Source organism: Malikia spinosa (genome assembly GCF_002980625.1).
GTDB lineage: Bacteria > Pseudomonadota > Gammaproteobacteria > Burkholderiales > Burkholderiaceae_C > Malikia > Malikia spinosa.
This window is the reverse complement of sequence record NZ_PVLR01000045.1, coordinates 1-21,399: the sequence shown is the minus strand read 5'-3', so window position 1 is coordinate 21,399 and position 21,399 is coordinate 1. Positions and strand designations below refer to the sequence as shown.

The window sequence follows — 21,399 nt, the reverse complement described above, 5'->3', positions numbered from 1 at the left end:
CCCGGGATGACACCAATAAGACTGCTGGTGGTCGACGACCACAACCTATTTCGCCGCGGCCTGATCGCCTTGCTGGCGCAGGACAGCCGCTTCAGCGTGGCGGGCGAGGCCGCCGATGCCAGCGAGGCCCAGCGCAGTGCCAGCCGGCTGCAGCCTGACGTGATCCTGCTCGACAACCACCTGCCGGGCGTCAGCGGCATCGACGCGATCGGCGGCCTGAAGGCAGCAGCTCCGCAAGCGCGCGTCGTCATGCTGACCGTCAGCGAGAACGAGGAGGACCTGGCCGCGGGCCTGCGCGCGGGCGCCGACGGCTACCTGCTCAAGACCATCGACACCGAGGAGCTGGCCAACTCGATTGCCCGCATCTGGGACGGCGACTCGGTGATCAGCCCCGAGATGATGGGCAAGCTGGTCGGCCTGCTGCGCGCCAGCCCCGGCCAGGCCGCGGCGGCGGCCGTTGCCCCGGCCGAGGTCCAGCCGCCAGCCCCCGCCAGGGCCCGCGTCGCCGGCAACGACCCGATCCACAGCTTGTCGCCGCGCGAGGGCGAGATCCTGCGCCTGATCGCCCATGGCGCCAGCAACAAGCTGATCGCGCGCGAGCTCGACATCGCCGAGACCACGGTCAAGATCCATGTCCAGCATATCCTGCGCAAGCTCGAACTGAGCAACCGCGTGCACGCCGCCGTCTACGCGACCGAGCGCGGCTGGACCTGAGTTCAGTCGATCGCGCCAATCCCGCGTCGCTGCCGCATCGCCGCACCAATGCGCCCGATGTCGGCTGGCGACAGCAGCCGCGCGGCCAGCGGCAGCAATTCGCCTTCCTCCTGCTCGATATGGCGCTGGTAGGCGCCGACGAATTCCTGCACCTGTTCGATCGAGAGCGCGGCGGCTTGCGCCTCGGCCACGGCCGCAAGCGCCTGGCGCAGCTCGCGCCACAGGCCGCCGATGCGCTGGTGATCCGCCAGCAGCGCCTGCGTCAAGGCGCGCACCCGCGGCGCTTCGCTGGCCGAATCGGCCGTGATGGCCAGCAGGGCCGGAAACAGGTCCTGCTCCTCGTCGGCATGGTGGTCCTGGGCGGCGGTATCAAAGTAGCGCATTACCGCCCGTGCCGCCTGGCGTGCGGATGGGTCGGCGCCATGCGCCTGCAGATGAGGCACCAGCCGCAGCAGGGTCCGGCATTGTTGCTCGACCCGGCCGTGGCAGGCGGCCAGCATTTCCAGCGGCGCTTCGGTGCTGGCGGACGGGCTGCTGAAGCCCGGAAATTGCTTCGTATTCATCATCAAATTGCCTGGCGGGATAGTTCCAAAGGAGGGGGTGAGGCCGGTGGCCTTCATTCTTTTGCCGGCCATTCGCAGGCTATCGGAAGGATAGCCAAACTTGCAACCCTCTTGTACATTGATAGCAATGGTAATCAATGGCAGGAGGTTTTATGAGCGGCAATCCGCAGCATAACCGGCAGGCTTGGTCGGTGCTGATCGTCAGCACCCTGGCTTTCACGGTCTGCTTCATGGTCTGGATGATGTTTGGCGTGATCGGTATTCCGATCCGCAAGATGCTCGGTCTCAACGCGACCGAGTTCGGCCTGCTGACCGCAATGCCGGTGCTGACCGGCTCCCTGGTCCGGGTGCCGCTGGGCATCTGGACCGACCGCTTCGGCGGCCGCATCGTGATGGCCTGCCTGATGGCGGTCACGGTGCCGGCGATCTGGCTCATGAGCTACGCCACCGAGTACTGGCATTTCATCGTGATCGGCCTGTTCGTCGGCCTGGCCGGCGGCGCCTTCTCGGTCGGCACGCCTTATGTGGCACGCTGGTTCCCCAAGCAGCGCCAGGGCATGGCGATGGGGGTCTACGGCGCCGGCAACTCGGGCGCCGCAGTCAACAAGTTCGTCGCGCCGGTGCTGCTGGTGGCCTTCGGCTGGGCCATCGTGCCCCAGGTCTACGCGGCCATCATGCTCGGCACCCTGGTGCTGTTCTGGTTCTTCAGCCACAGCGACCCGTCGCACCTGGTGCCGAGCCATGTCAAGTTCACCGATCAGCTCAAGGCGCTCAAGGACCCGAAAGTGCTCAAGTACTGCCAGTACTACAGCATCGTGTTCGGCGGCTATGTCGCGCTCTCGCTCTGGATGGTGCAGTACTACGTCGGCGAATACGGCCTCGACATCCGGATCGCCGCGCTGCTGGCGGCCTGCTTCTCGCTGCCCGGTGGCGTGCTGCGCGCCATCGGCGGCATCCTGTCCGACAAGTACGGTGCCCACAGCGTGACCTGGTGGGTGATGTGGGTCTGCTGGATCTGCCTGTTCCTGCTGTCTTACCCGCAGACCGACTTCACGGTCCTGACCGTCAACGGCCCGAGCACCTTCCACATCGGCCTCAACGTCTACGCCTTCACCGGGCTGATGGCCGTGCTCGGCGTGGCCATGGCCTTCGGCAAGGCCAGCGTCTTCAAGTACATCAGCGACGACTACCCCGGCAACATCGGCGCCATCAGCGGCATCGTCGGTCTGGCCGGCGGCCTGGGGGGTTTCGTGCTGCCGATCATGTTCGGCCTGCTGATGGACCTGACCGGCATCCGCTCGAGCGCCTTCATGCTGATGTACGGCGTGGTCTGGGTCTCGTTGATCTGGATGTATCTGACCGAAGTGCGCCAGTTGCCGCTGCTGGGTGGCGCCCGCAGTGCCAACCGTACCAGCAAGTCCTGAGTCGAACTTTTCGAGGAAACCATGAATCCCAAACCGACCTCCGGCGCCGACATCACGGACTGGCGCCCCGAAGACGACGCGTTCTGGAACGCCAGCGGCAAGCGCACCGCCTACCGCAACCTCTGGATCTCGGTGCCGGCACTGCTGTGCGGCTTCGCGATCTGGGGCATGTGGGGCATCATCACGGTGCAAATGCTCAATCTGGGCTTTCCGTTCAGCAAGGACGAGCTGTTCTCGCTGACCGCGATTGCCGGCCTGGCCGGCGCGACCATGCGCATCCCGGCCTCCTTCCTGGTCCGGCTCGCCGGCGGGCGCAACACCATCTTCCTGACCACGGCCATGCTGCTGGCGCCGGCGCTGGGCACCGGCATCGCGCTGCAGCATCCCGAATGGCCGCTCTGGGTGTTCCAGCTGATGGCGCTCTGGTCGGGCGTGGGCGGCGGCAACTTCGCCTCCTCGATGGCCAATATCGGCACCTTTTTCCCCAAGCGCCTGCAGGGCACTGCGCTGGGCCTCAACGCCGGCCTGGGCAACTTCGGCGTCACGACGATGCAGATCGTGATCCCGCTGGTCATGACGGTCAGCCTGTTCGGTGGCCTGGGCGGCGAGCCGATGACGCTGGTCAAGGACAGCGGCTGGATCCTCGGCAAGATCGCCGCCGGCACCCCGACCTGGATCCAGAACGCGGGCTTCGCCTGGCTGCTGTCGCTGATTCCGCTGTCGGCGCTGTGCTTTTTCGGCATGAACAACCTGAGCTCGGTCTCGCCCAACATCGGCAGCACCCTGGCCGCCTTCGTCAAGATCATCTGGCTCTACACCCTGTCCTTCCTGCCGGCAGGCATCGGCCTCTATCTCTACCTGCCCCAGCCGACCGGCCTGGGCCTGCTCAGCATGTGGCTGGTGATGCCGCTGATCATCGTGAGCACCCTGCTGCTGATGAAGTTCACTGCCTTCGGCACCATGAAGGACAACATCGCCAAGCAGTTCGCGATCTTCGGCAACAAGCACACCTGGTCGATGACCGCGCTCTACATCGTGACCTTCGGCTCCTTCATCGGCTTCTCGATGGCGCTGCCGCTGTCGATCACGGTGATCTTCGGCATCAGCCACCTGCCTGACGCCGCCGGCGTGATGCAGCACACGCTGAAGAACCCGAACGCGCCCTCGGCGCTGACCTATGCCTGGATCGGCCCCTTCATCGGCGCGGCGGTGCGCCCGGTCGGCGGCTGGATCTCGGACAAGCTCGGCGGCTCGATCGTGACCCAGGTGATCTCGGTCGTGATGGCGCTGGCCTCGGTGGCGGTCGGCTACGTGATGCTGCAGGCCTACCAGTCGGCCACGCCCGAGCAGTATTTCCTGCCCTTCATGCTGCTGTTCGTGCTGCTGTTCACGGCCAGCGGCATCGGCAACGGCTCGACCTTCCGCACCATCGCGATGATCTTCGACCGTCAGCAGGCCGGCCCGGTGCTGGGCTGGACCTCGGCCATCGCCGCCTACGGCGCCTTCGTCGCGCCGGTGGTGATCGGCGACCAGATCAAGGCCGGCACGCCGCAGATCGCGATGTATGGCTTTGCCGTCTTCTATGCCCTGTGCCTGGTGCTGAACTGGTGGTTCTACCTGCGCGCCGGCTCCGAGATCAAGAACCCCTGAGCGCCAGCGCTCCGTCTCCATCCCTTTTCACTTGAACAAGGACTTCACCATGAGTCACTTTCTTGACCGTCTGACGCACTTCAAGCTGCCCCAGGAAACCTATTCCGGCCGCCACGGTGTCGCCACCAACGAAGACCGCACCTGGGAGGATGCCTACCGCAACCGCTGGGCCCACGACAAGATCGTGCGTTCGACCCACGGCGTCAACTGCACGGGCTCCTGCTCGTGGAAGATCTATGTCAAGGGCGGTATCGTCACCTGGGAGACCCAGCAGACCGATTACCCGCGCACGCGCTGGGACATGCCGAACCACGAGCCGCGCGGCTGCGCCCGTGGCGCCTCCTACAGCTGGTACTTGTATTCTGCCAACCGGGTCAAGTACCCGATGGTGCGCGGACGCCTGCTCGAGCGCTGGCGCGCCGCGCTCAAGGTCGCCAAGACCCCGGTCGATGCCTGGGCCCTGATCGCCGACGACGAGTCGGCCCGGCGCGACTACCAGCAGGTGCGCGGCTTGGGCGGCTTCGTGCGCTCGAGCTGGGACGAGGTCAACCAGCTGATCGCCAGCGCTAACGTCTACACGATCAAGAAGCATGGTGCCGACCGCATCATCGGCTTCTCGCCGATTCCGGCCATGTCGATGGTCAGCTATGCGGCAGGCAGCCGCTACCTGTCGCTGATCGGTGGCGTCTGCATGAGCTTCTACGACTGGTACTGCGACCTGCCGCCGTCCAGCCCGCAGATCTGGGGCGAGCAGACCGACGTGGCCGAATCGGCCGACTGGTACAACTCCAGCTTCATCATCGCCTGGGGCTCCAACATCCCCCAGACCCGGACCCCCGACGCCCATTTCTTCACCGAGGCGCGCTACAAGGGCACCAAGACGGTCGCGGTCACGCCCGACTACTCCGAGGTCGCCAAGCTGTCCGACCTCTGGCTGCACCCGAAGCAGGGCACCGACGCCGCGCTCGCGATGGCGATGGGCCATGTGATCCTGAAGGAGTTCTACTTCAAGGACGGCGGCCAGGGCCGCAGCGCCTACTTCGACGACTACGCGCGCCGCTACACCGACCTGCCGCTGCTGGTCATGCTCAAGGAGCACCAGCTCGCCGACGGCAGCACCACCCTGGTGCCGGACCGCTACCTGCGCGCCAGCGACTTCAGCGGCCAGTTCGGCCAGGACAACAACCCCGAGTGGAAGACCCTGGCGTTTGACACCAGCGGCAACCCAGTGCTGCCCAACGGCTCGATCGGTTTCCGCTGGGGCGAGCAGCTCGACGAGGGCGAGCTCGCCAAGTGGAACCTGGAGTCCAAGGACGCGCGCCAGGGCCAGGAGGTCAAGCTCAAGCTGTCGGTGGTCGAGGACGGCGCCCAGCCGCACGAGATCTCCGAGGTGGCCTTCCCCTACTTCGGCGGTGTCGAAACGCCCAACTTCCCGGCCAACGCGGCCCAGGGCGAGATCAACCGCGCCAAGGTGCCGACCGTGCGCCTGGACCTGATCGGGCAGGGCGGCGAGTCGCGCTCGGCGCTGGTCGCGACCGTGTTCGACCTGCAGGTGGCGCAGTACGGCATCGACCGTGGCTTTGGCAGCGGCGCCATCGACTACGACGACAACGTGCCCTACACCCCGGCCTGGCAGGAGTCGATCACCGGCGTGCCGCGTGACCAGGTCATCACCGTGGCGCGCCAGTTCGCCGACAACGCCGACAAGACCCATGGCAAGTCCATGGTCATCATCGGCGCGGCGATGAACCACTGGTACCACGCCGACATGAACTACCGCGGCGTCATCAACATGCTGATGATGTGCGGCTGCATCGGCCAGAGCGGCGGCGGCTGGGCCCACTATGTGGGCCAGGAAAAGCTGCGTCCGCAGACCGGCTGGGCCCCGCTGGCCTTCGCGCTCGACTGGATCCGTCCGTCGCGCCAGATGAACAGCACCAGCTTCTTCTACGCCCACACCGACCAGTGGCGCTACGAGAAGCTCGGCGTCGAGGAAGTGCTGTCGCCGCTGGCCGACAAGGCCGCCTTTGGCGGCAGCATGATCGACTACAACGTGCGCGCCGAGCGCATGGGCTGGCTGCCGAGCGCGCCCCAGCTCAAGACCCACCCGATGCAGGTGGTCAAGGACGCCAGCGCTGCCGGCCTCGATGCCAAGGACTATGTGGCGCGCGCGCTCAAGGACGGCTCGCTGCAGATGAGCTGCGAGGACCCGGATGCGCCGCAGAACTGGCCGCGCAACATGTTCGTCTGGCGCTCCAACATCCTGGGCTCCTCGGGCAAGGGCCACGAGTATTTCCTCAAGCACCTGCTGGGCACCAGCAACGGCGTGCAGGGCAAGGACCTGGGCGCCGACGAGGCCAAGCCGACCGAGGTCAAGTGGCATGCCAAGGCGCCCGAAGGCAAGCTCGACCTGCTGGTCACGCTCGACTTCCGCATGAGCACCACCTGCCTGTATTCCGACATCGTGCTGCCGACCGCGAGCTGGTACGAGAAGAACGACCTCAACACCAGCGACATGCACCCCTTCATCCACCCGCTGTCGGCGGCGGTGGACCCGGTCTGGCAGGCCAGGAGCGACTGGGACATCTACAAGGGCTTTGCCAAGGCCTTCTCCGAGGTCTGCGTCGGTCACCTCGGGGTCGAGAAGGAAGTCGTGCTGACCCCGCTGATGCACGACACCCCGGCCGAGCTGGCGCAGCCGTTCGGCGTGCAGGACTGGAAGAAGGGCGAATGCGCGCTGATTCCGGGCAAGACCGCGCCGCAGGTCACGGTGGTCGAGCGCGACTACCCGAACACCTTCAAGCGCTTCACGGCTCTCGGCCCGCTGATGAACAAGCTGGGCAACGGCGGCAAGGGCATCGCCTGGAAGACTGATCTTGAAGTCACGCAGCTGGGCCAGCTCAATGGCGTCACGCTGGAAGAAGGCGTGACCCAGGGCATGCCCCGCATCGTGACCGACATCGATGCCTGCGAGGTGATCCTGCAGCTGGCGCCCGAGACCAACGGTCATGTCGCCGTCAAGGCCTGGCAAGCGCAGAGCAAGGCCACCGGCCGCGACCATGTGCACCTGGCGATCCATCGCGAGGACGAGAAGATCCGCTACCGCGACATCCAGGCCCAGCCGCGCAAGATCATCTCGTCGCCGACCTGGAGCGGCATCGAGAGCGAGACCGTCAGCTACAACGCCGGCTACACCAACGTGCACGAATGCATCCCATGGCGCACGCTGACCGGACGCCAGCAGTTCTACCAGGATCACCCCTGGATGATCGCCTTTGGCGAAGGCTTCAGCAGCTACCGTCCGCCGGTCGACCTCAAGACCACGGGCGGCCTGAGCATCAAGTCCAACGGCAATGCCGAGATCCAGCTCAACTTCATCACGCCGCACCAGAAATGGGGCATTCACAGCACCTACAGCGACAACCTGCACATGCTGACGCTGAACCGGGGCGGCACCGTGATCTGGCTCAGCGAGGAAGATGCGGCCAAGGTCGGCATCGTCGACAACGACTGGATCGAGCTGTTCAACAGCAACGGCGCGATCGTCGGCCGTGCGGTGGTGAGCCAGCGCGTCAAGCCCGGCATGACCATGATGTACCACTCGCAGGAGAAGATCATCAACACCCCGGGCTCCGAGATCACCGGTGCGCGCGGCGGCATCCACAACTCGGTGACCCGGATCGTGCTCAAGCCGACCCACATGATCGGCGGCTACGCCCAGCTGAGCTACGGCTTCAACTACTACGGCACCATCGGCACCAACCGTGACGAGTTCGTCGTGGTGCGCAAGATGAACAAGGTCGACTGGCTCGAAGAGCCGGCCGGCGCCCCCGCCAGCGGCGCTGGCCACTGAACGCCCGATCGGAACAGGAGAAACACATGAAAGTACGCGCACAGATCGGCATGGTGCTGAACCTGGACAAGTGCATTGGTTGCCACACCTGCTCGGTGACCTGCAAGAACGTCTGGACCAGCCGCCCCGGCGTCGAATACGCCTGGTTCAACAACGTCGAGTCCAAGCCCGGCATCGGCTACCCGAAGGAATGGGAAAACCAGGACAAGTGGAACGGCGGCTGGACCCGCAAGGCCGACGGCAGCCTGCAGCCGCGCCAGGGCGGCAAGTGGTCGCTGCTGATGAAGATCTTCGCCAACCCCAACCTGCCGCAGATCGACGACTACTACGAGCCCTTCACCTTCGACTACGACCACCTGAAGTCGGCGCCCGAGATGAAGGCGGTGCCGACCGCGCGCCCGCGCAGCCTGATCACGGGCCAGCGCATGGAGAAGATCGAGTGGGGCCCGAACTGGGAGGAAATCCTGGGCGGCGAGTTCGCCAAGCGCAGCAAGGACAGCAACTTCGACGGCTTCGAGGCCGCGCAAAAGGCCATGGTGGGGGAGTTTGAGAACACCTTCATGATGTACCTGCCGCGCCTGTGCGAGCATTGCCTGAACCCGGCCTGCGTCGCCTCCTGCCCGTCGGGCTCGATCTACAAGCGCGAGGAAGACGGCATCGTCCTGATCGACCAGGACAAGTGCCGCGGCTGGCGCATGTGCGTCTCGGGCTGCCCGTACAAGAAGATCTACTACAACTGGAAGAGCGGCAAGGCCGAGAAATGCATCTTCTGCTACCCGCGCATCGAGGCCGGCCAGCCCACCGTCTGCTCCGAGACCTGCGTCGGCCGCATCCGCTATCTGGGCGTGCTGCTCTATGACGCCGACCGCATCGCCGAAGCCGCCAGCGTCGAGAAGGAAACCGACCTGTATCAGGCCCAGCTCGACATCTTCCTCGACCCGAACGATCCGCAGGTGATCGCCCAGGCCCGCGCCGACGGCATCCCCGACAGCTGGATGGAGTCGGCCCGCCGCAGCCCGGTCTACAAGATGGCAGTCGAGTGGAAGGTCGCGCTGCCGCTGCACCCGGAATACCGCACGCTGCCGATGGTCTGGTATGTGCCGCCGCTGTCGCCGATCACGGCCGCTGCCAATGCCGGGCGCATCGGCATCAACGGCGAGATCCCGGATGTCAGCCAGCTACGCATTCCGCTCAAGTACCTGGCCAACCTGCTGACGGCTGGTGATACCGTGCCGGTGGCGCGCGCGCTCGAGCGCATGCTGGCGATGCGCGCCTACCAGCGCAGCAAGCATGTCGACGGCGTGGTCAACCAGGAGGTGCTCGACCAGTCCCAGCTCAGTGTGGCCGAGGTCGAGGACATGTACCAGACGATGGCGATCGCCAACTACGAGGACCGCTTCGTGATCCCGACCTCGCACCGCGAGTACGCCGAGAACGCCTTCGACGTGCGCGGCGGCTGCGGCTTCAGCTTCGGCAACGGCTGCTCCGAGGGTGAGACCGAACTCAGCCTGTTCGGCAGCTCGAAGAAGCGCACCATTCCGATCAAGCTGGGAGCCTGAGATGCCGATCTTTTCATCCCGTCCGGTTCCCGCCGTCCATACGCTGCGCGTGCTCGCGCACCTGCTGCGCTACCCCGACGCCGAACTGCGCGCCCACCTGGGCGAGCTCAGCGAGGCGCTGCATGCCGAGCGCGCGCTGGGCGCCTCGCGCCTGGCCGAGCTCGATGCCCTGCTGCTGCGCCTGGGCTCGCTCGATCCGCTGCGGGTCGAGAGCGACTATGTCGAGCTGTTCGACCGCGGCCACAGCACCTCCTTGCACCTGTTCGAGCATGTGCATGGCGACTCGCGCGATCGCGGCCCGGCCATGATCGACCTGATCCAGACCTATGAGCAGGCCGGCTTGCTGCTGGGCGACGACGAGCTGCCCGACCACCTGCCGGTGCTGCTCGAATTCGCCTCGACCCAGCCCGCGCCCCAGGCGCGCGAGTTCCTCGGCGAGATCGCGCATATCGTGCGCGTGATCTTCAGCGCGCTGCTCAAGCGCCACAGCCCCTACGCCAGCGTGCTGGCGGCCGTGCTGGACCTGGCCGGCGAAAAGGCCGAGCCGGTCCCGGTTGCCGCCGATCCCGAGCTCGACGAGAGCTGGGCCGAGCCCGAGGCCTTCGACGGCTGCAGCAGCGCCGGCCAGGCCAAGCCCGGCGCGGCACAACCGATCCGTATCGTCAAGACTTCCCCCTCCACCGTTCAAGGAGCGTCGGCATGAACTCGCTGCACCACTTCCTGTTCAACATCTATCCCTATATCTGCCTGGCGGTGTTCCTGCTCGGCAGCCTGTTGCGCTTCGACCGCGACCAGTACAGCTGGAAGAGCGACTCGTCGCAGCTGCTGCGCGCCGGCCAGCTGCGTTGGGGCAGCAACCTGTTCCACATCGGGGTGCTGTTCCTGTTCTTCGGCCATACCTTTGGCATGCTGACGCCGCATTTCCTCTACGAGCCCTTCATCACTGCCGGCGCCAAGCAGCTGGTGGCGATGGTTTCGGGTGGCGTGGCGGGTCTGCTCGGCTTTGTCGGCGTCAGCATCCTGCTGCATCGTCGCCTGTCGGATGAGCGCATCCGCAAGAACTCCAGGACCAGCGACATCGTGCTGCTGTGGCTGCTCTGGGCCCAGCTGGCGCTGGGTCTGGCGACGATCCCGCTGTCGGCCCAGCACTTGGACGGCAGCATGATGCTCAAGCTGGCCGAATGGGCCCAGCGCATCGTGACTTTCCGTGGCGGCGCGGCCGATCTGCTGGTCGATGCCGGCTGGATCTTCCAGACCCACATGGCGCTGGGCATGACCATCTTCCTGGTGTTCCCGTTCACCCGCCTGGTCCATGTCTGGAGCGGCTTCGGTACCCTGGCCTATGTCGCGCGTCCCTATCAGGTCGTGCGCAACCGTCGCCTGGGCGTTCCCGGCAACCCGCGCTGAGTCGCGCCTCCAGGAGTCCTCAATGAACTCGATCGAACAGACTGGTTGCGGCAGTGCTTGCAGTTGCGCCAGCGGCGCGGCGGCTGCCATCCCGGCCAACCCGGCAATTTCGGCCATGGAATCGGTCCCGGCCAGCGTCAACGGCATCGCGCTGCATGGCGTGGGCGAGCAGCTTGGTGCCGAGGCCCTGCGCGAGCGCGCCTATGCCGAGTTGCTGCGCCAGCAGGCGGTGCGGCTGGGCTGGCTGCCCGAGCAGGCCGTCAGGCTCGCGCCCGAGCTCGGTCCCGCCGAGCAGGAGGCGATCGAGTCCATGCTCGAGCGCGAGGTCCTGCTGCCGGAGCCGAGCGAGGAGGCCTGCTTGCGCCACTATGCGGCCAACAAGCCGCAGCATGTGATCGAGCAGGCGGTCCATTTGCGCCATATCCTGTTCGCGGTCACGCCCGGGGTCGATGTGCAGAAGCTGGCGCAGCGCGCCGAGGCGGCCTTGCACGAGCTGATGCGCAAGGATGCTCCGGCGGGCCGCTTCGAGCAGCTCGCGGCCGAACTCTCGAACTGTCCGTCCTCGGCCCAGGGCGGCGATCTGGGTTGGGTCGGACCGCATGACTGCGCGCCCGAACTGGCGCAAGCGCTGTTCTTCCAGTCCGAGCCGGGCTTTGGCATCGGCCTGCATCCGCGCCTGGTGCACAGCCGCTACGGCTTTCACGTCATCGAGCTGCTGGATCGGCGCAAGGGCCGTCAGCTCGAGTTCGAGGCCGTGCGCGACAGCATCGCGGCGCAGCTGGAGTTGCGCTCACGCGCTACGGCCTGGCGTCAGTACATGATGCTGCTGGTCGGCCAGGCCGACATCGTCGGACTCGAACTCGAGGGTGCTGACACCCCTCTGGTGCAGTGATGCCAAGCCGCGCAGAAGACGACGAGCTGCTGCTGCGGCTGCGGCATTTCCAATCCGACTATTTTCCGCTGCACCAGCAGCGTTTCCAGGACCTGGTGGACCAGGGTCAGCACCCCAAGACCCTGTTCATCGGCTGTTCCGACTCGCGCCTGGTGCCCTATCTGCTGACCGGCGCCGGGCCCGGCGAGCTGTTCATCGTGCGCAACGTCGGCGCGCTGGTGCCGCCCTATGACGGCTCGCGCGGCCTGCATGGCACGATGGCAGCGGTCGAATACGCGGTGCTTGCGCTCAAGGTCGAGCGCATCATCGTCTGCGGCCACAGCCATTGCGGCGCGATCCGGGCCTGCTACGAAGGGGTGCCGGACGAGGCGCGTGCGCTCAAGAGCTGGCTCGAGCTGGCGCAGGACGCGGTGCTGCCGGTGCAAGCCTGCCCCGAGGCCTGCCGGCGCACCGAGGAGCGTTCGATCGTGCTGCAACTCGAGCGCTTGATGGAGTATCCGATGGTGCGACGCGAGGTCGAGGCCGGGCACCTGACCCTGCATGGCTGGCATTATGTGATCGAGGACGGTGCCGTGCATGTGTTCGACGCGCAGCAGGGCGCCTTCGTGCCGGTTGCCTCGTCCACCCATACCGGGACCGGACCCTATGTCCCCTATGTCGAGCATGACGGACAGATACTGACTGATTGAGAGCGAAAGATCACCGAATGAACATCACCCATTTCGATACCTTGCTGCAAGCCGCCCAGCAGCAGCCGCAACCGCAGCGCCTGCTGTTCGTGCTGGCCCAGTCCGAGCTGCCCGACGACGCGACCGCCGAGCAGAAAGCCGCGTTCGAAGCCGGCCATGGCGGCGCGCTGGTGCCCGCGGCCTGCGTTGACCGCCTGCCGACCGAGCTGCCGTCCTTTGCCGCCTTCGAGGTCGAGGCGCAGTCCTTTTGCCCGGACTGGGTGATCGTGTTTGCCGCCAGCCTGTCGGGCCGCAACGGCCAGGCGCCGTCGAGCGAGTCGGCGCAAACTCCGCTCGAACAGATGGTGGCCGCCATCAAGGCCGGCCAGATCGCCAATTTCCTGGCCTTCGACCGCCAGGGGGATGCGATCCGGCTCGGTTGATTGCCGGCCAGGCCATCAGGCCGCTGCGGAGTCCTCGGCCTTGAGCTGATCCTCGAGCATGACCGCCCGGGCCTGAGCCCAGACCTCGCGCGCGGGCAGGGGCTTGAGCTTGTGGTTGCTCCAGACCTGGCGCCAGCGCCGCGCCCCGCGCTGGCCATGGCGCATGCCCAGCATATGGCGCGCGATCGCATACCAGGGCGTGCCGTCCTCGGCCGCCTCGCGCTCCATGTAGTCCACCATCGCGAGCTCGATCTCGTCCTGGCTCAAGGCGCAGGCCGAGCCGCCGTAGTAGCGCTGGTCCCAGTCCTGCATGATCCAGGGGTTGTAGTAGGCCTCGCGCCCGACCATCACGCCGTCGACATGCAGCAGCTGCTCATCAATCTGCTCATGGGTCTTGATGCCGCCATTGACCGCGATTGTCAAGGCCGGGAACTCCTGCTTGAGCCGCCAGGCCAGGTCGTAGCGCAGCGGCGGGACCTCGCGGTTCTCCTTCGGGCTCAGGCCCTGCAGCCAGGCATTGCGCGCATGCACGATGAAGACCTCGCAGCCGGCCTCGCTGACGCGCCCTACGAAATCGGCGACGAAGTCATAGCTTTCGATCTTGTCGATGCCGATCCGGTGCTTGACCGTGACGGGAATGTCCACCTTGTCGCGCATGGCCTTGACGCCATCGGCTACCAGGCCGGGCTCGTTCATCAGGCAGGCCCCGAAGGCGCCGCGCTGGACCCGGTCGCTCGGGCAGCCGCAGTTGAGGTTGATCTCGTCATAGCCCCAGTCCTGCCCCATCTTGGCGCACAGCGCCAGATCGGTCGGATCGCTGCCACCGAGCTGCAGCGCGATCGGGTGCTCGGTCTCGTCAAAGCGCAGGTGACGGCGCTGGGCGCCATGCAGCAAGGCGCCGGTGGTGACCATCTCGGTGTAGAGCCGCGTTTCCTTCGTGATCAGGCGGTGCAGGTAGCGGCAATGCTTATCACTCCAGTCGAGCATCGGGGCAACGGACATGCGCCAGCCACTGGAAAATCCTTGTTTTTCTTTTGAAATCATGGGCGCAATTACATCACGGAAGCGCCGCGGCGCTTCCGTGGGCTATGCCGCGTGCACCCGGAACAAGCAGGGCGGACTGGTCATCCACGCCGATACTCATGCTCAAGGACCAGTGTGTGCACCGCCCCGGTTCGAGACCCTGCAGCACGCTAGCAGCGTGATCACCGACTGGATTGGCTTCTACAACCACCAGCGCCCTCACCAGGAGCTGAACATGAGAGCCCCAGCTGAGGCTTATGCTTTAGCAGCTTGACTTGTGCAGAAACTGTTGGGCCAATACAGCCGCAATTGACATTGGGCATATCTCAGGATCTCAACATTAGCTCGCCACTTCGCGCATGCTCGGATTACGAGCGATCCAACTGCATACCCCATCCACAGACGGGACCAAAAAATTTATCCGAGAAGTAAAAGCTCATGCACCGCCCGAGTCAATAACTCAGTAAAGAGAAAAACTATTAAATTGCAATCTCTCTCCATGCCAGGTGCGAATTCTTCCATGCAATAAATCGCCGATAACATCATATTTAGACTTCGATACGGCCTCGTCCATTTCTGATATTTCAGACAATCTACTGTTGCCAATTGAATTTGGCGAAGTTCCGAGCCTTAGGCCAGAGTCAGCACATACGATCCACCTATCATGAATTGGATGCCCGCCATCTGGCAAGCCCAAAACCCCAACCAGAATATCCGGAGGCGTAATGTCGTAACGCATCCTCCATGCTTCGTTAAAAGCATCTTCAGGTGAAGCACTCTGACATTTCTCCCTGCAATGCTTGCGCGAAGTCAAAATTGATATGTTCGAAGCGGGTGCAGCCTCAGAGATTCTATAAACAAAATCCAACTCATCAGGACCAAAGAATGGGTCGGAAATCCTAATGTCCTGCCCATTAATGCCTTCAGCCCACCGTGACACCCTCTCAAATACCATTTCTCGCTCGCCAGGCTTTACGAGACCATCCGTCAGAACAGATGATGTAGAAAAATTTGATTGCGAGTTGCCTATAAGTGCAAAAACCAACTCGCCAGCATTGCAGCTAGCCTCAAACAGCTGCTTAACATACCCATCGCCACGCGCATTTCCACCGAATTTTCGGACGCAATTTTCGATCAAGAATCCCCAAATTGGCTGCGCAATTGTCAGAGGAATATTTGCAGATATCTCGACCAAAGTTGAGAATTCATTGAGCGGCCTATGTGGGATTCTTCCTGCATTAAGTCCGCCAAGATTCTCAAGACAAATGCGACCAAGTTCATCCGGACTTAACTTCAGCAGATCACCGTGTTGAGGATTTTGAGCAATAGACTTCTGTACATCCTTTAACTGTCTTTGTTTTTCGTATATTTTCATTTTCTCGGAATTGGCTTTATCGAGATCGGACTCGTCAATTAGCTTATCAACCAATTCAGGATCGATTGCGTAAGCTAAATCAAGCATTTTGCGTTGCTTTGCCGATACAGTATCATCTTCTTCATTTGCCTTGGTAAGAACAATTCCTTCGCGCAAAAGTTGTATTGATAGGGCTCGATCAGTTTGATGTAAAATATCTGCAATCCACTGATATCTGTCAATTTTATCGAGAATTGTTGGAATTTCATTCAGAAATCTTTTTATCTCGGAAAACCAGTTTGGGTAAGCTGCCGTAGATTTTCCTCTTGCGCAGGATGCGACAATGGCAATCACTACAACTCTATCAGAAAGATTGGAAATAGATCGGGCCTCATTAAAAAGATTGGCCCACATTGAATTAGTCGCCGTCCCAGTCTTGCTATCCGTAATAAATCGGTAAATGTACGCTTTACATGCAATTTTGTAGCCGTCGTGCTTGATATTCTCGGTAAACGGTAATTTATCTTGTGTTAGGTTTAAAAGATCATTTAGCCTGTCCTTTACGAAACTTCTACGGAGACTTGATTCATTCTTCTTCGAGGCAAGGCTTCTTCCTAATGATTTGACAATCTGAAAAATATGACCGTCATCTTCAACTTGACGGAGAACGAAAAAAATGTCATCTACCTCATTTTGTTTGAGCAGAAATTCATCATTCTCAGATTCACGATATGGCTCGCTAGGCGCTAGCTTTTGAAGGATCACATCGCAAATCTCCCTGCGAGCTTGGTCTTTCAATGAGGCGTCTGAAATGGATGCTATCATTCGACTTGCTGTTGCTGGGTGACATAGGTGAAGCAATGGTGCAGCAGAAACAATAAGAATATCTCGAACGAACTCATTTCCTGAAAAATTTGCGTCCAGTACCGCTTCAATTTGATTAACGCAAATTCGCTTGCTTAGAGCAAGTTTTCCATAAAAAAATAATTTCACCCCGAGATCGCACCACAAAGTGATTCGGGCATCAGGTACTGGTAGTGAATTAATTAAGTGTGCAACACGAGAGAATTCGGCGTCAAACGGATCGCAGTCTACTGGCGCAATGGCAGCATAGCAACGAACCACCAACTTTGCCGTATTTTCCAAAGTGTGACTGAGTGGTTCCGTGGGTGATTTGTCCTCGTTTTGAAGCTTAACTACTTTCTCAAGCCACTCTCTCGCAAGGTCCGGATTACTCTTAGATACGCTGCGGATGAGCATATATGCTAAATCCGTTTTAACCCAGGCAACTAAGACATTATCCCAGGTCTGATTTAGAGAGTCTAACAGGTCTACCGCTTTGGCATCATCCGCTGTCGTATTCATGAGGATGCGGTATGAATGTGTAGCAGCAATAAATCGATAATTTGATGCGCGCAATGTTTTCCAAAGATTGACAGTAGCCCCAGGAAATATCCCTCCGATATCCTGCTCCGCTATTTGCGCTATTTTATACAGTATACGAATGATAGTTGCAGATCGTCTCTGTTCACTCTTTATTGAAGCAACGCAACGAATAAGGCTGGATTCTGATTTGGTATATGCCCTTGCTTCCACAAGCTCATCAGCCAGCAGACTGTACGCAGCATCACGTCGATCTCTACTATTAAGTTGATTGATTAACCTGAATGCCAATTGAACATCCGCACGGGCGAGAGCATATATTGCGCTCTTTGCAGCCTGAAGATGATCCGCGGAGGAGGCAAGCAGTTGTTCTATTGCCTTGACTAACATGCCAGTAGTTTCAGATATTAATGAGGTTTTTTCCTCCAGCGAATGCGTTTCTGGATATTGTTGCAACGAGTAAAGCATCCATGCTAAACATGCGGCCTTTATACTGATGTCGTCAATCTGTTCAATTTTCAGATAGATATTTATCAAATTTAGTTGACTTTCTTCAGGGTTTTGCTTGTATCTAACCCTCTCAATTAATAGCTCTAAACGTATTGATTCTAGGCTTGTACCTAAAGCTAGTTGAGATCCTACTTGTGCTTCAATCCTCTTGATCAACTGGTCAGCTTTATGTATGTCATCAATATAAGGCAACACCACGGCAATACTACGAAAATCCTGAATACGTGGCGCCCGACTTAAATCCTTGAGGGCGAAATCAAGTGCGCGATTAGCCACTTTGTACGCATCAGCATCCCGTCTATGGAGCTTTAACCACTGCTTTAGCATTAGCAGGCCATGTCGCGGTTCGAATTCTTGGCTATTTTCAATTATCTTTGTTGCTGGCATCCTGTCGACAATGCTTGCAATAGTATTTGCGAATCTTATTGAATGCCTTTCCGTTGGTTTAATATTGATTTCTCCGAATTTAGAATTCTTGCTCTGCTTATCCTCCTCCATGTTCTCATTTGACTCTTCGCTTTGACCTGTGGAAAGCGTTTGCATACTCTCAAGATATTTCTGCGTTCTATTGAAAAAGTCAACGGCTAAAACAAAATCTACGTACAATATATCGCAAGCTATATCGGTAGCCATCAGGCCAACTGCTGCTATATCAATATCGGTGGTTATATCCCTAATCTCCGTCTTGATCTCTATGGGGCATGATAGGCGGTTGGAATGCAAGGCCTTGCCAATCACGCCCAATAGTCTTAGTTTTTCCTCCTTCGTAGGAGCAAGAGAAGCCAACTCCATCGCTTTGTCGACGTCGCCCAACTTAATGATTGTTTCCAGCCTATTCGGTGTAACGGCGGAGAGGCTTAATCCTGATATAGCGCTTCCACTTAGTCCAAATTTTATTCTTGAGTAATCGTCATGCTTTTTTGATGATGCATCCAAGCCAATTCCGGAATGCCTCTTTAAGGCTGCAAGCGAATGCTCGGAATCGAGTAGTCGGACAAAATGTTCTGTATTAAGGCATTGTATTAGTTCTTCAAATTGTCCGATTGCCATTAGCTGAGAGGGTAGGTACCGAGTGGCCTCAATTCCCTTTGGCTCCTTGAGGAGTTCGGATGCTAATTTTTCTTGAACTTGCCGCTCATGTGCAGCGAGCTTCTTGCGTAGAAATAATCCTTCGCCACTAGACCTCAGGCTCGCAATTGAACCTAAGGATTCTAAGAGTAGGAATCTGCTTCCTGATATTATCCTGGTGATGTCATCAATATTTCGTCCTGTCAAGTTGCTTAGTTGATGTATCGATAGTTTTCTATTTGCAAAGGCGACATACGCCAAAATTTCAGCCAATCCATCTGCAGCAATATCTTTGCTCCACTCTATCTCTAGAATATCAGATAATCCGCCCTCTCTATTTGCCATTAATTTATCTAGAGTTGCTCCATCTTTGATTAAGCTATGAAATCTCTCCAAGGCGCCGATGTTATTCTTGCAGAATGACCGAATATCATTAATGCCTTTGGCGGTCAAATCCCTGATATCCGAGAAGTATTCTGTTGCTTCCTGTTGAGATATTGGAAGTATTGAGCAAGGTTTGGGTTTATATTTGTTGAGATTTATATTTTCAAATAGCTTACTTGAGCCAGATAAAATAAATCTAAATTCCTCTTGGCTGAATGGGAGTGATTCAAGCATTTCCTGAAGCAAACTAAAATCCCTACTTCCCGGCTCAGATAGTCCGTCAATAACGAAAGTTATAGGTTTTTTCTTTGCGATCTTTTGCAGCTTGAAAATCAATCGCTGAAAAGTTTGCAAATCGATGCCGTCATATGAGTGGCTTACATTTTCATTTAGATAGTGGATTTGTTCAGCTAGCACTAATCTTAGAAATTCTGGTGTATAAAAGTATGCATCGCCTGGTGTTAGAAATACCCCCACGGAGTCACTTGGATGCCTATCCATATAGCCCGCAAGAAACTCTGTCTTTCCTGATAATTCTGCGCCTTCTAGGAAAATTATTCGTGAAACCTCTTTGTGAATATTTTCTATGTGTTCATATAAGGACTCTCTGGAAATCGTTTTCTTGGGTCGCCTAGGAAAATTTCGACAGAAATCAGAAGTTGAAATTAGAGTTGAGTTGCCGGTCATGTGACACCTTTTTGATAGTTTCTGCTGTCTGAATTGGAAGAGTAGTGTGTATATCTTATGCCAATTTGGAAACGATATTGTTGCCTTGTTTGGTGGAGATTAACATCAATTTTTCTTTAGATATTAGTTGTATAGGTCGTGTTGCATCCTGCAGCGAACCGCACACACATCGAGCAACCAGTCCACGCTTCCACCTTACAGTCGTTAACACAACTGGACAAGCCGGTGATGTTGGGGCAATTTCGTCAGCCTGCCCAGAAGACCTATCAGTGATGAGCTGTAGCTGACGCTGAAGCCACTGCTGCCACCCTTTATTCCGTCTCCCGAAGGCGGACGGCGCCGCTCGGTCGATTACCTGGTGGCCTTGAACTGCATCCCGTTCGTGCTGCAGGTGTGTATCCAGTAGGAGGACCTGCCCAAGGAGTTGGGCATGGGCTGCGGCATGACCTACTGGCGAATATTGCCACACTGGCAAGCCAGCGGGGTTTGGGCGAAGCTGAATCAGGCCATGCTCAGCAAGCTGTGCGAGCAGAATCGCATTGACTGCAGCCGGGCCAGAATCGAAAGCGCCAGTGTGGCAAGCCCCGGGGGGGCCATGAGACGAGGACGAACCCGACCGACCGAGGAAAGCTCGGCAGAATGCGCAACATTGTCGTAGACGCGCAAGGCATCCCGCTGGCCCTGACGGTGACAGGGGCGAACATGCATGACTCGATGGCGTTCGATGCTACGCTTGATTCGCTGGTAGCCATACCAGGCTTGCATGGACGCCCGCAGAAGCGTGCGGACAACCTGCATGTGGACAAGGGCTACGACTTTGAGCGCTTCAGGCGTTATTTAGTGATGTGGCATCCAGGTGTGCATCGCTCGCAGGAGGATTGAGAGCCGCGAACGGCTGGGGCACCACCGTTGAGAGGTGGAGCGCACACATGCCTGGTTTGCTGGCTTCGGCAAGCTGCGCATTCGCTTTGAGCGCAGCCTGCAAACGCATCTGGTGCTGCGGACCTTAGCAGCTTCCATAATCTGCCCACGCTTCGTCGAGTACTTGCTTTTGCAGCTCTTAACCTGATCGGCCAGCCAGCCTGGTTGATCGAGAGCCGCCTTCGCGCCGGCCTGCCACCGTCTACCTGGCGGGCTAACACGGCGGCATTTCCGGCGTTCCTCTCCAAAATCTGGCGGTTGGCCATTTCGCTGGCTTATTGCGTGCCAAAGCATCACCCGGATGACTGGATCAGCACTCGGTCTAGTGCCAAAAAGTGGGAGCGCATTCCGGCCTATACGGCCTGGGGCCGCCGCCGGGTGCTGCATCTGCACGACAAGGAGCGCACCGGTCAGATCCGGGGCAAGCCCGTTGTGACCAGCCTGCGCAGCCCTAAGAGTCTGTTCAAAGTCTTCTGAGCAGGAGCCCCAAGAAGGCCAGATGGACGAACTGAAGACTGGTGTTGAGCAGCCGCTCGCAGTTCTTCCATAGCCGCCGGTTCTTGTCCAGCCAAGCAAAGCTGCGCTCGACGATCCAGCGCTTGGGTATGACCCTGAAGGTGTGCAGTTCGCTGCGCTTGGCGATCTGTACCGTCACATGCCCACCAAGAATCTCCTGCACGCCCTGTGCAAAGGGCTGGCCCACGTAGCCGCTGTCGGCCAGCAGGCTTTGCATCCGTCCCAGCCTGGACTTACAACGCCCCAGCGCCTGGAGTGTCCCCTTGCGATCGGTCACATTAGCCGTCGTCACGGCCACCGCGTGCGGCAGTCCCTGGGTATCGACCGCAATGTGACGCTTGATGCCCGAGACCTTCTTGCCCGCGTCATAGCCCTTCAAG

At 59.7% G+C, this 21,399-nt stretch carries 16 protein-coding genes and 1 pseudogene; 13 read left to right on the top strand and 4 right to left on the bottom strand.

What is annotated here, in order from left to right:
• Nucleotides 1–6 precede the first annotated feature (6 nt).
• A complete protein-coding gene (locus C6P61_RS14565) occupies nucleotides 7–714 on the top strand; it encodes a response regulator (RefSeq protein WP_105730653.1) in 708 nt (235 codons plus the stop codon).
• A 2-nt stretch (nucleotides 715–716) separates the two neighbouring features.
• Here C6P61_RS14565 and C6P61_RS14560 read toward each other — a convergent pair whose 3' ends face one another.
• The gene (locus tag C6P61_RS14560) at nucleotides 717–1,277 is read right to left on the bottom strand and encodes a hemerythrin domain-containing protein (RefSeq protein ID WP_105730661.1); all 561 of its coding nucleotides are present in this window, start codon (nucleotides 1,275–1,277) and stop codon (nucleotides 717–719) included.
• Nucleotides 1,278–1,429: 152 nt separating this feature from the next.
• On the opposite strand from C6P61_RS14560, the gene C6P61_RS14555 reads away from it, so the two are divergent.
• The 9 genes from C6P61_RS14555 to C6P61_RS14515 are packed head-to-tail and all read left to right on the top strand — an operon-like array spanning nucleotide 1,430 to nucleotide 13,173.
• Entirely contained in the window at nucleotides 1,430–2,701 is a 1,272-nt protein-coding gene (locus C6P61_RS14555) for an MFS transporter (RefSeq protein ID WP_244908960.1), read from the top strand.
• 21 nt (nucleotides 2,702–2,722) lie between these two features.
• Nucleotides 2,723–4,351 (top strand): MFS transporter, encoded by a 1,629-nt coding sequence (locus C6P61_RS14550; protein WP_105730651.1) that lies wholly within the window; start codon nucleotides 2,723–2,725, stop codon nucleotides 4,349–4,351.
• A 49-nt stretch (nucleotides 4,352–4,400) separates the two neighbouring features.
• On the top strand, nucleotides 4,401–8,204 hold the full coding sequence (locus C6P61_RS14545; RefSeq protein WP_105730650.1) for a nitrate reductase subunit alpha: 3,804 nt from the start codon (nucleotides 4,401–4,403) through the stop codon (nucleotides 8,202–8,204).
• Between the two features lie 26 nt (nucleotides 8,205–8,230).
• Nucleotides 8,231–9,763, top strand: coding sequence for a nitrate reductase subunit beta (gene narH / locus C6P61_RS14540; RefSeq protein WP_105730649.1), 1,533 nt, complete (start codon nucleotides 8,231–8,233; stop codon nucleotides 9,761–9,763).
• 1 nt (nucleotide 9,764) lies between these two features.
• Nucleotides 9,765–10,466 (top strand): nitrate reductase molybdenum cofactor assembly chaperone, encoded by a 702-nt coding sequence (gene narJ, locus C6P61_RS14535; RefSeq protein WP_105730648.1) that lies wholly within the window; start codon nucleotides 9,765–9,767, stop codon nucleotides 10,464–10,466.
• On the top strand, nucleotides 10,463–11,170 hold the full coding sequence (gene narI / locus C6P61_RS14530; RefSeq protein ID WP_105730647.1) for a respiratory nitrate reductase subunit gamma: 708 nt from the start codon (nucleotides 10,463–10,465) through the stop codon (nucleotides 11,168–11,170). The genes narJ and narI overlap by 4 nt, the downstream gene beginning before the upstream one ends.
• Nucleotides 11,171–11,192: 22 nt before the next feature.
• Nucleotides 11,193–12,062: a peptidylprolyl isomerase gene (locus C6P61_RS14525; protein ID WP_211296989.1), complete on the top strand. Its 870-nt coding sequence runs from the start codon at nucleotides 11,193–11,195 to the stop codon at nucleotides 12,060–12,062.
• A complete protein-coding gene (locus C6P61_RS14520) occupies nucleotides 12,062–12,751 on the top strand; it encodes a carbonic anhydrase (protein WP_105730646.1) in 690 nt (229 codons plus the stop codon). Before C6P61_RS14525 ends, C6P61_RS14520 begins: the two co-directional genes overlap by 1 nt.
• A gap of 17 nt (nucleotides 12,752–12,768) precedes the next feature.
• Nucleotides 12,769–13,173, top strand: coding sequence for a ribonucleotide reductase subunit alpha (locus C6P61_RS14515; protein ID WP_105730645.1), 405 nt, complete (start codon nucleotides 12,769–12,771; stop codon nucleotides 13,171–13,173).
• Nucleotides 13,174–13,188: 15 nt separating this feature from the next.
• Here the strand turns inward: C6P61_RS14515 and dusA are convergent, their stop codons facing one another.
• Nucleotides 13,189–14,175 (bottom strand): tRNA dihydrouridine(20/20a) synthase DusA, encoded by a 987-nt coding sequence (gene dusA / locus C6P61_RS14510; protein ID WP_244908958.1) that lies wholly within the window; start codon nucleotides 14,173–14,175, stop codon nucleotides 13,189–13,191.
• Between dusA and C6P61_RS18205 the strand changes: the two genes are divergently transcribed.
• Entirely contained in the window at nucleotides 14,174–14,470 is a 297-nt protein-coding gene (locus C6P61_RS18205) for an integrase core domain-containing protein (RefSeq protein ID WP_244908957.1), read from the top strand. The two genes, dusA and C6P61_RS18205, sit on opposite strands and share 2 nt — an antisense overlap.
• Before the next feature lie 186 nt (nucleotides 14,471–14,656).
• Here C6P61_RS18205 and C6P61_RS17760 read toward each other — a convergent pair whose 3' ends face one another.
• Nucleotides 14,657–19,582, bottom strand: coding sequence for an ATP-binding protein (locus C6P61_RS17760; RefSeq protein WP_146115065.1), 4,926 nt, complete (start codon nucleotides 19,580–19,582; stop codon nucleotides 14,657–14,659).
• Between the two features lie 283 nt (nucleotides 19,583–19,865).
• Between C6P61_RS17760 and C6P61_RS14500 the strand changes: the two are divergent.
• Nucleotides 19,866–20,651: pseudogene (locus tag C6P61_RS14500) on the top strand (IS5 family transposase).
• 17 nt (nucleotides 20,652–20,668) lie between these two features.
• Nucleotides 20,669–20,980 (top strand): phage portal protein, encoded by a 312-nt coding sequence (locus C6P61_RS18070; RefSeq protein ID WP_244908956.1) that lies wholly within the window; start codon nucleotides 20,669–20,671, stop codon nucleotides 20,978–20,980.
• Here C6P61_RS18070 and C6P61_RS14490 read toward each other — a convergent pair.
• On the bottom strand, nucleotides 20,967–21,399 hold a 433-nt coding region (locus C6P61_RS14490), incomplete at its 5' end, for an IS5 family transposase (protein ID WP_146115064.1). The two genes, C6P61_RS18070 and C6P61_RS14490, sit on opposite strands and share 14 nt — an antisense overlap.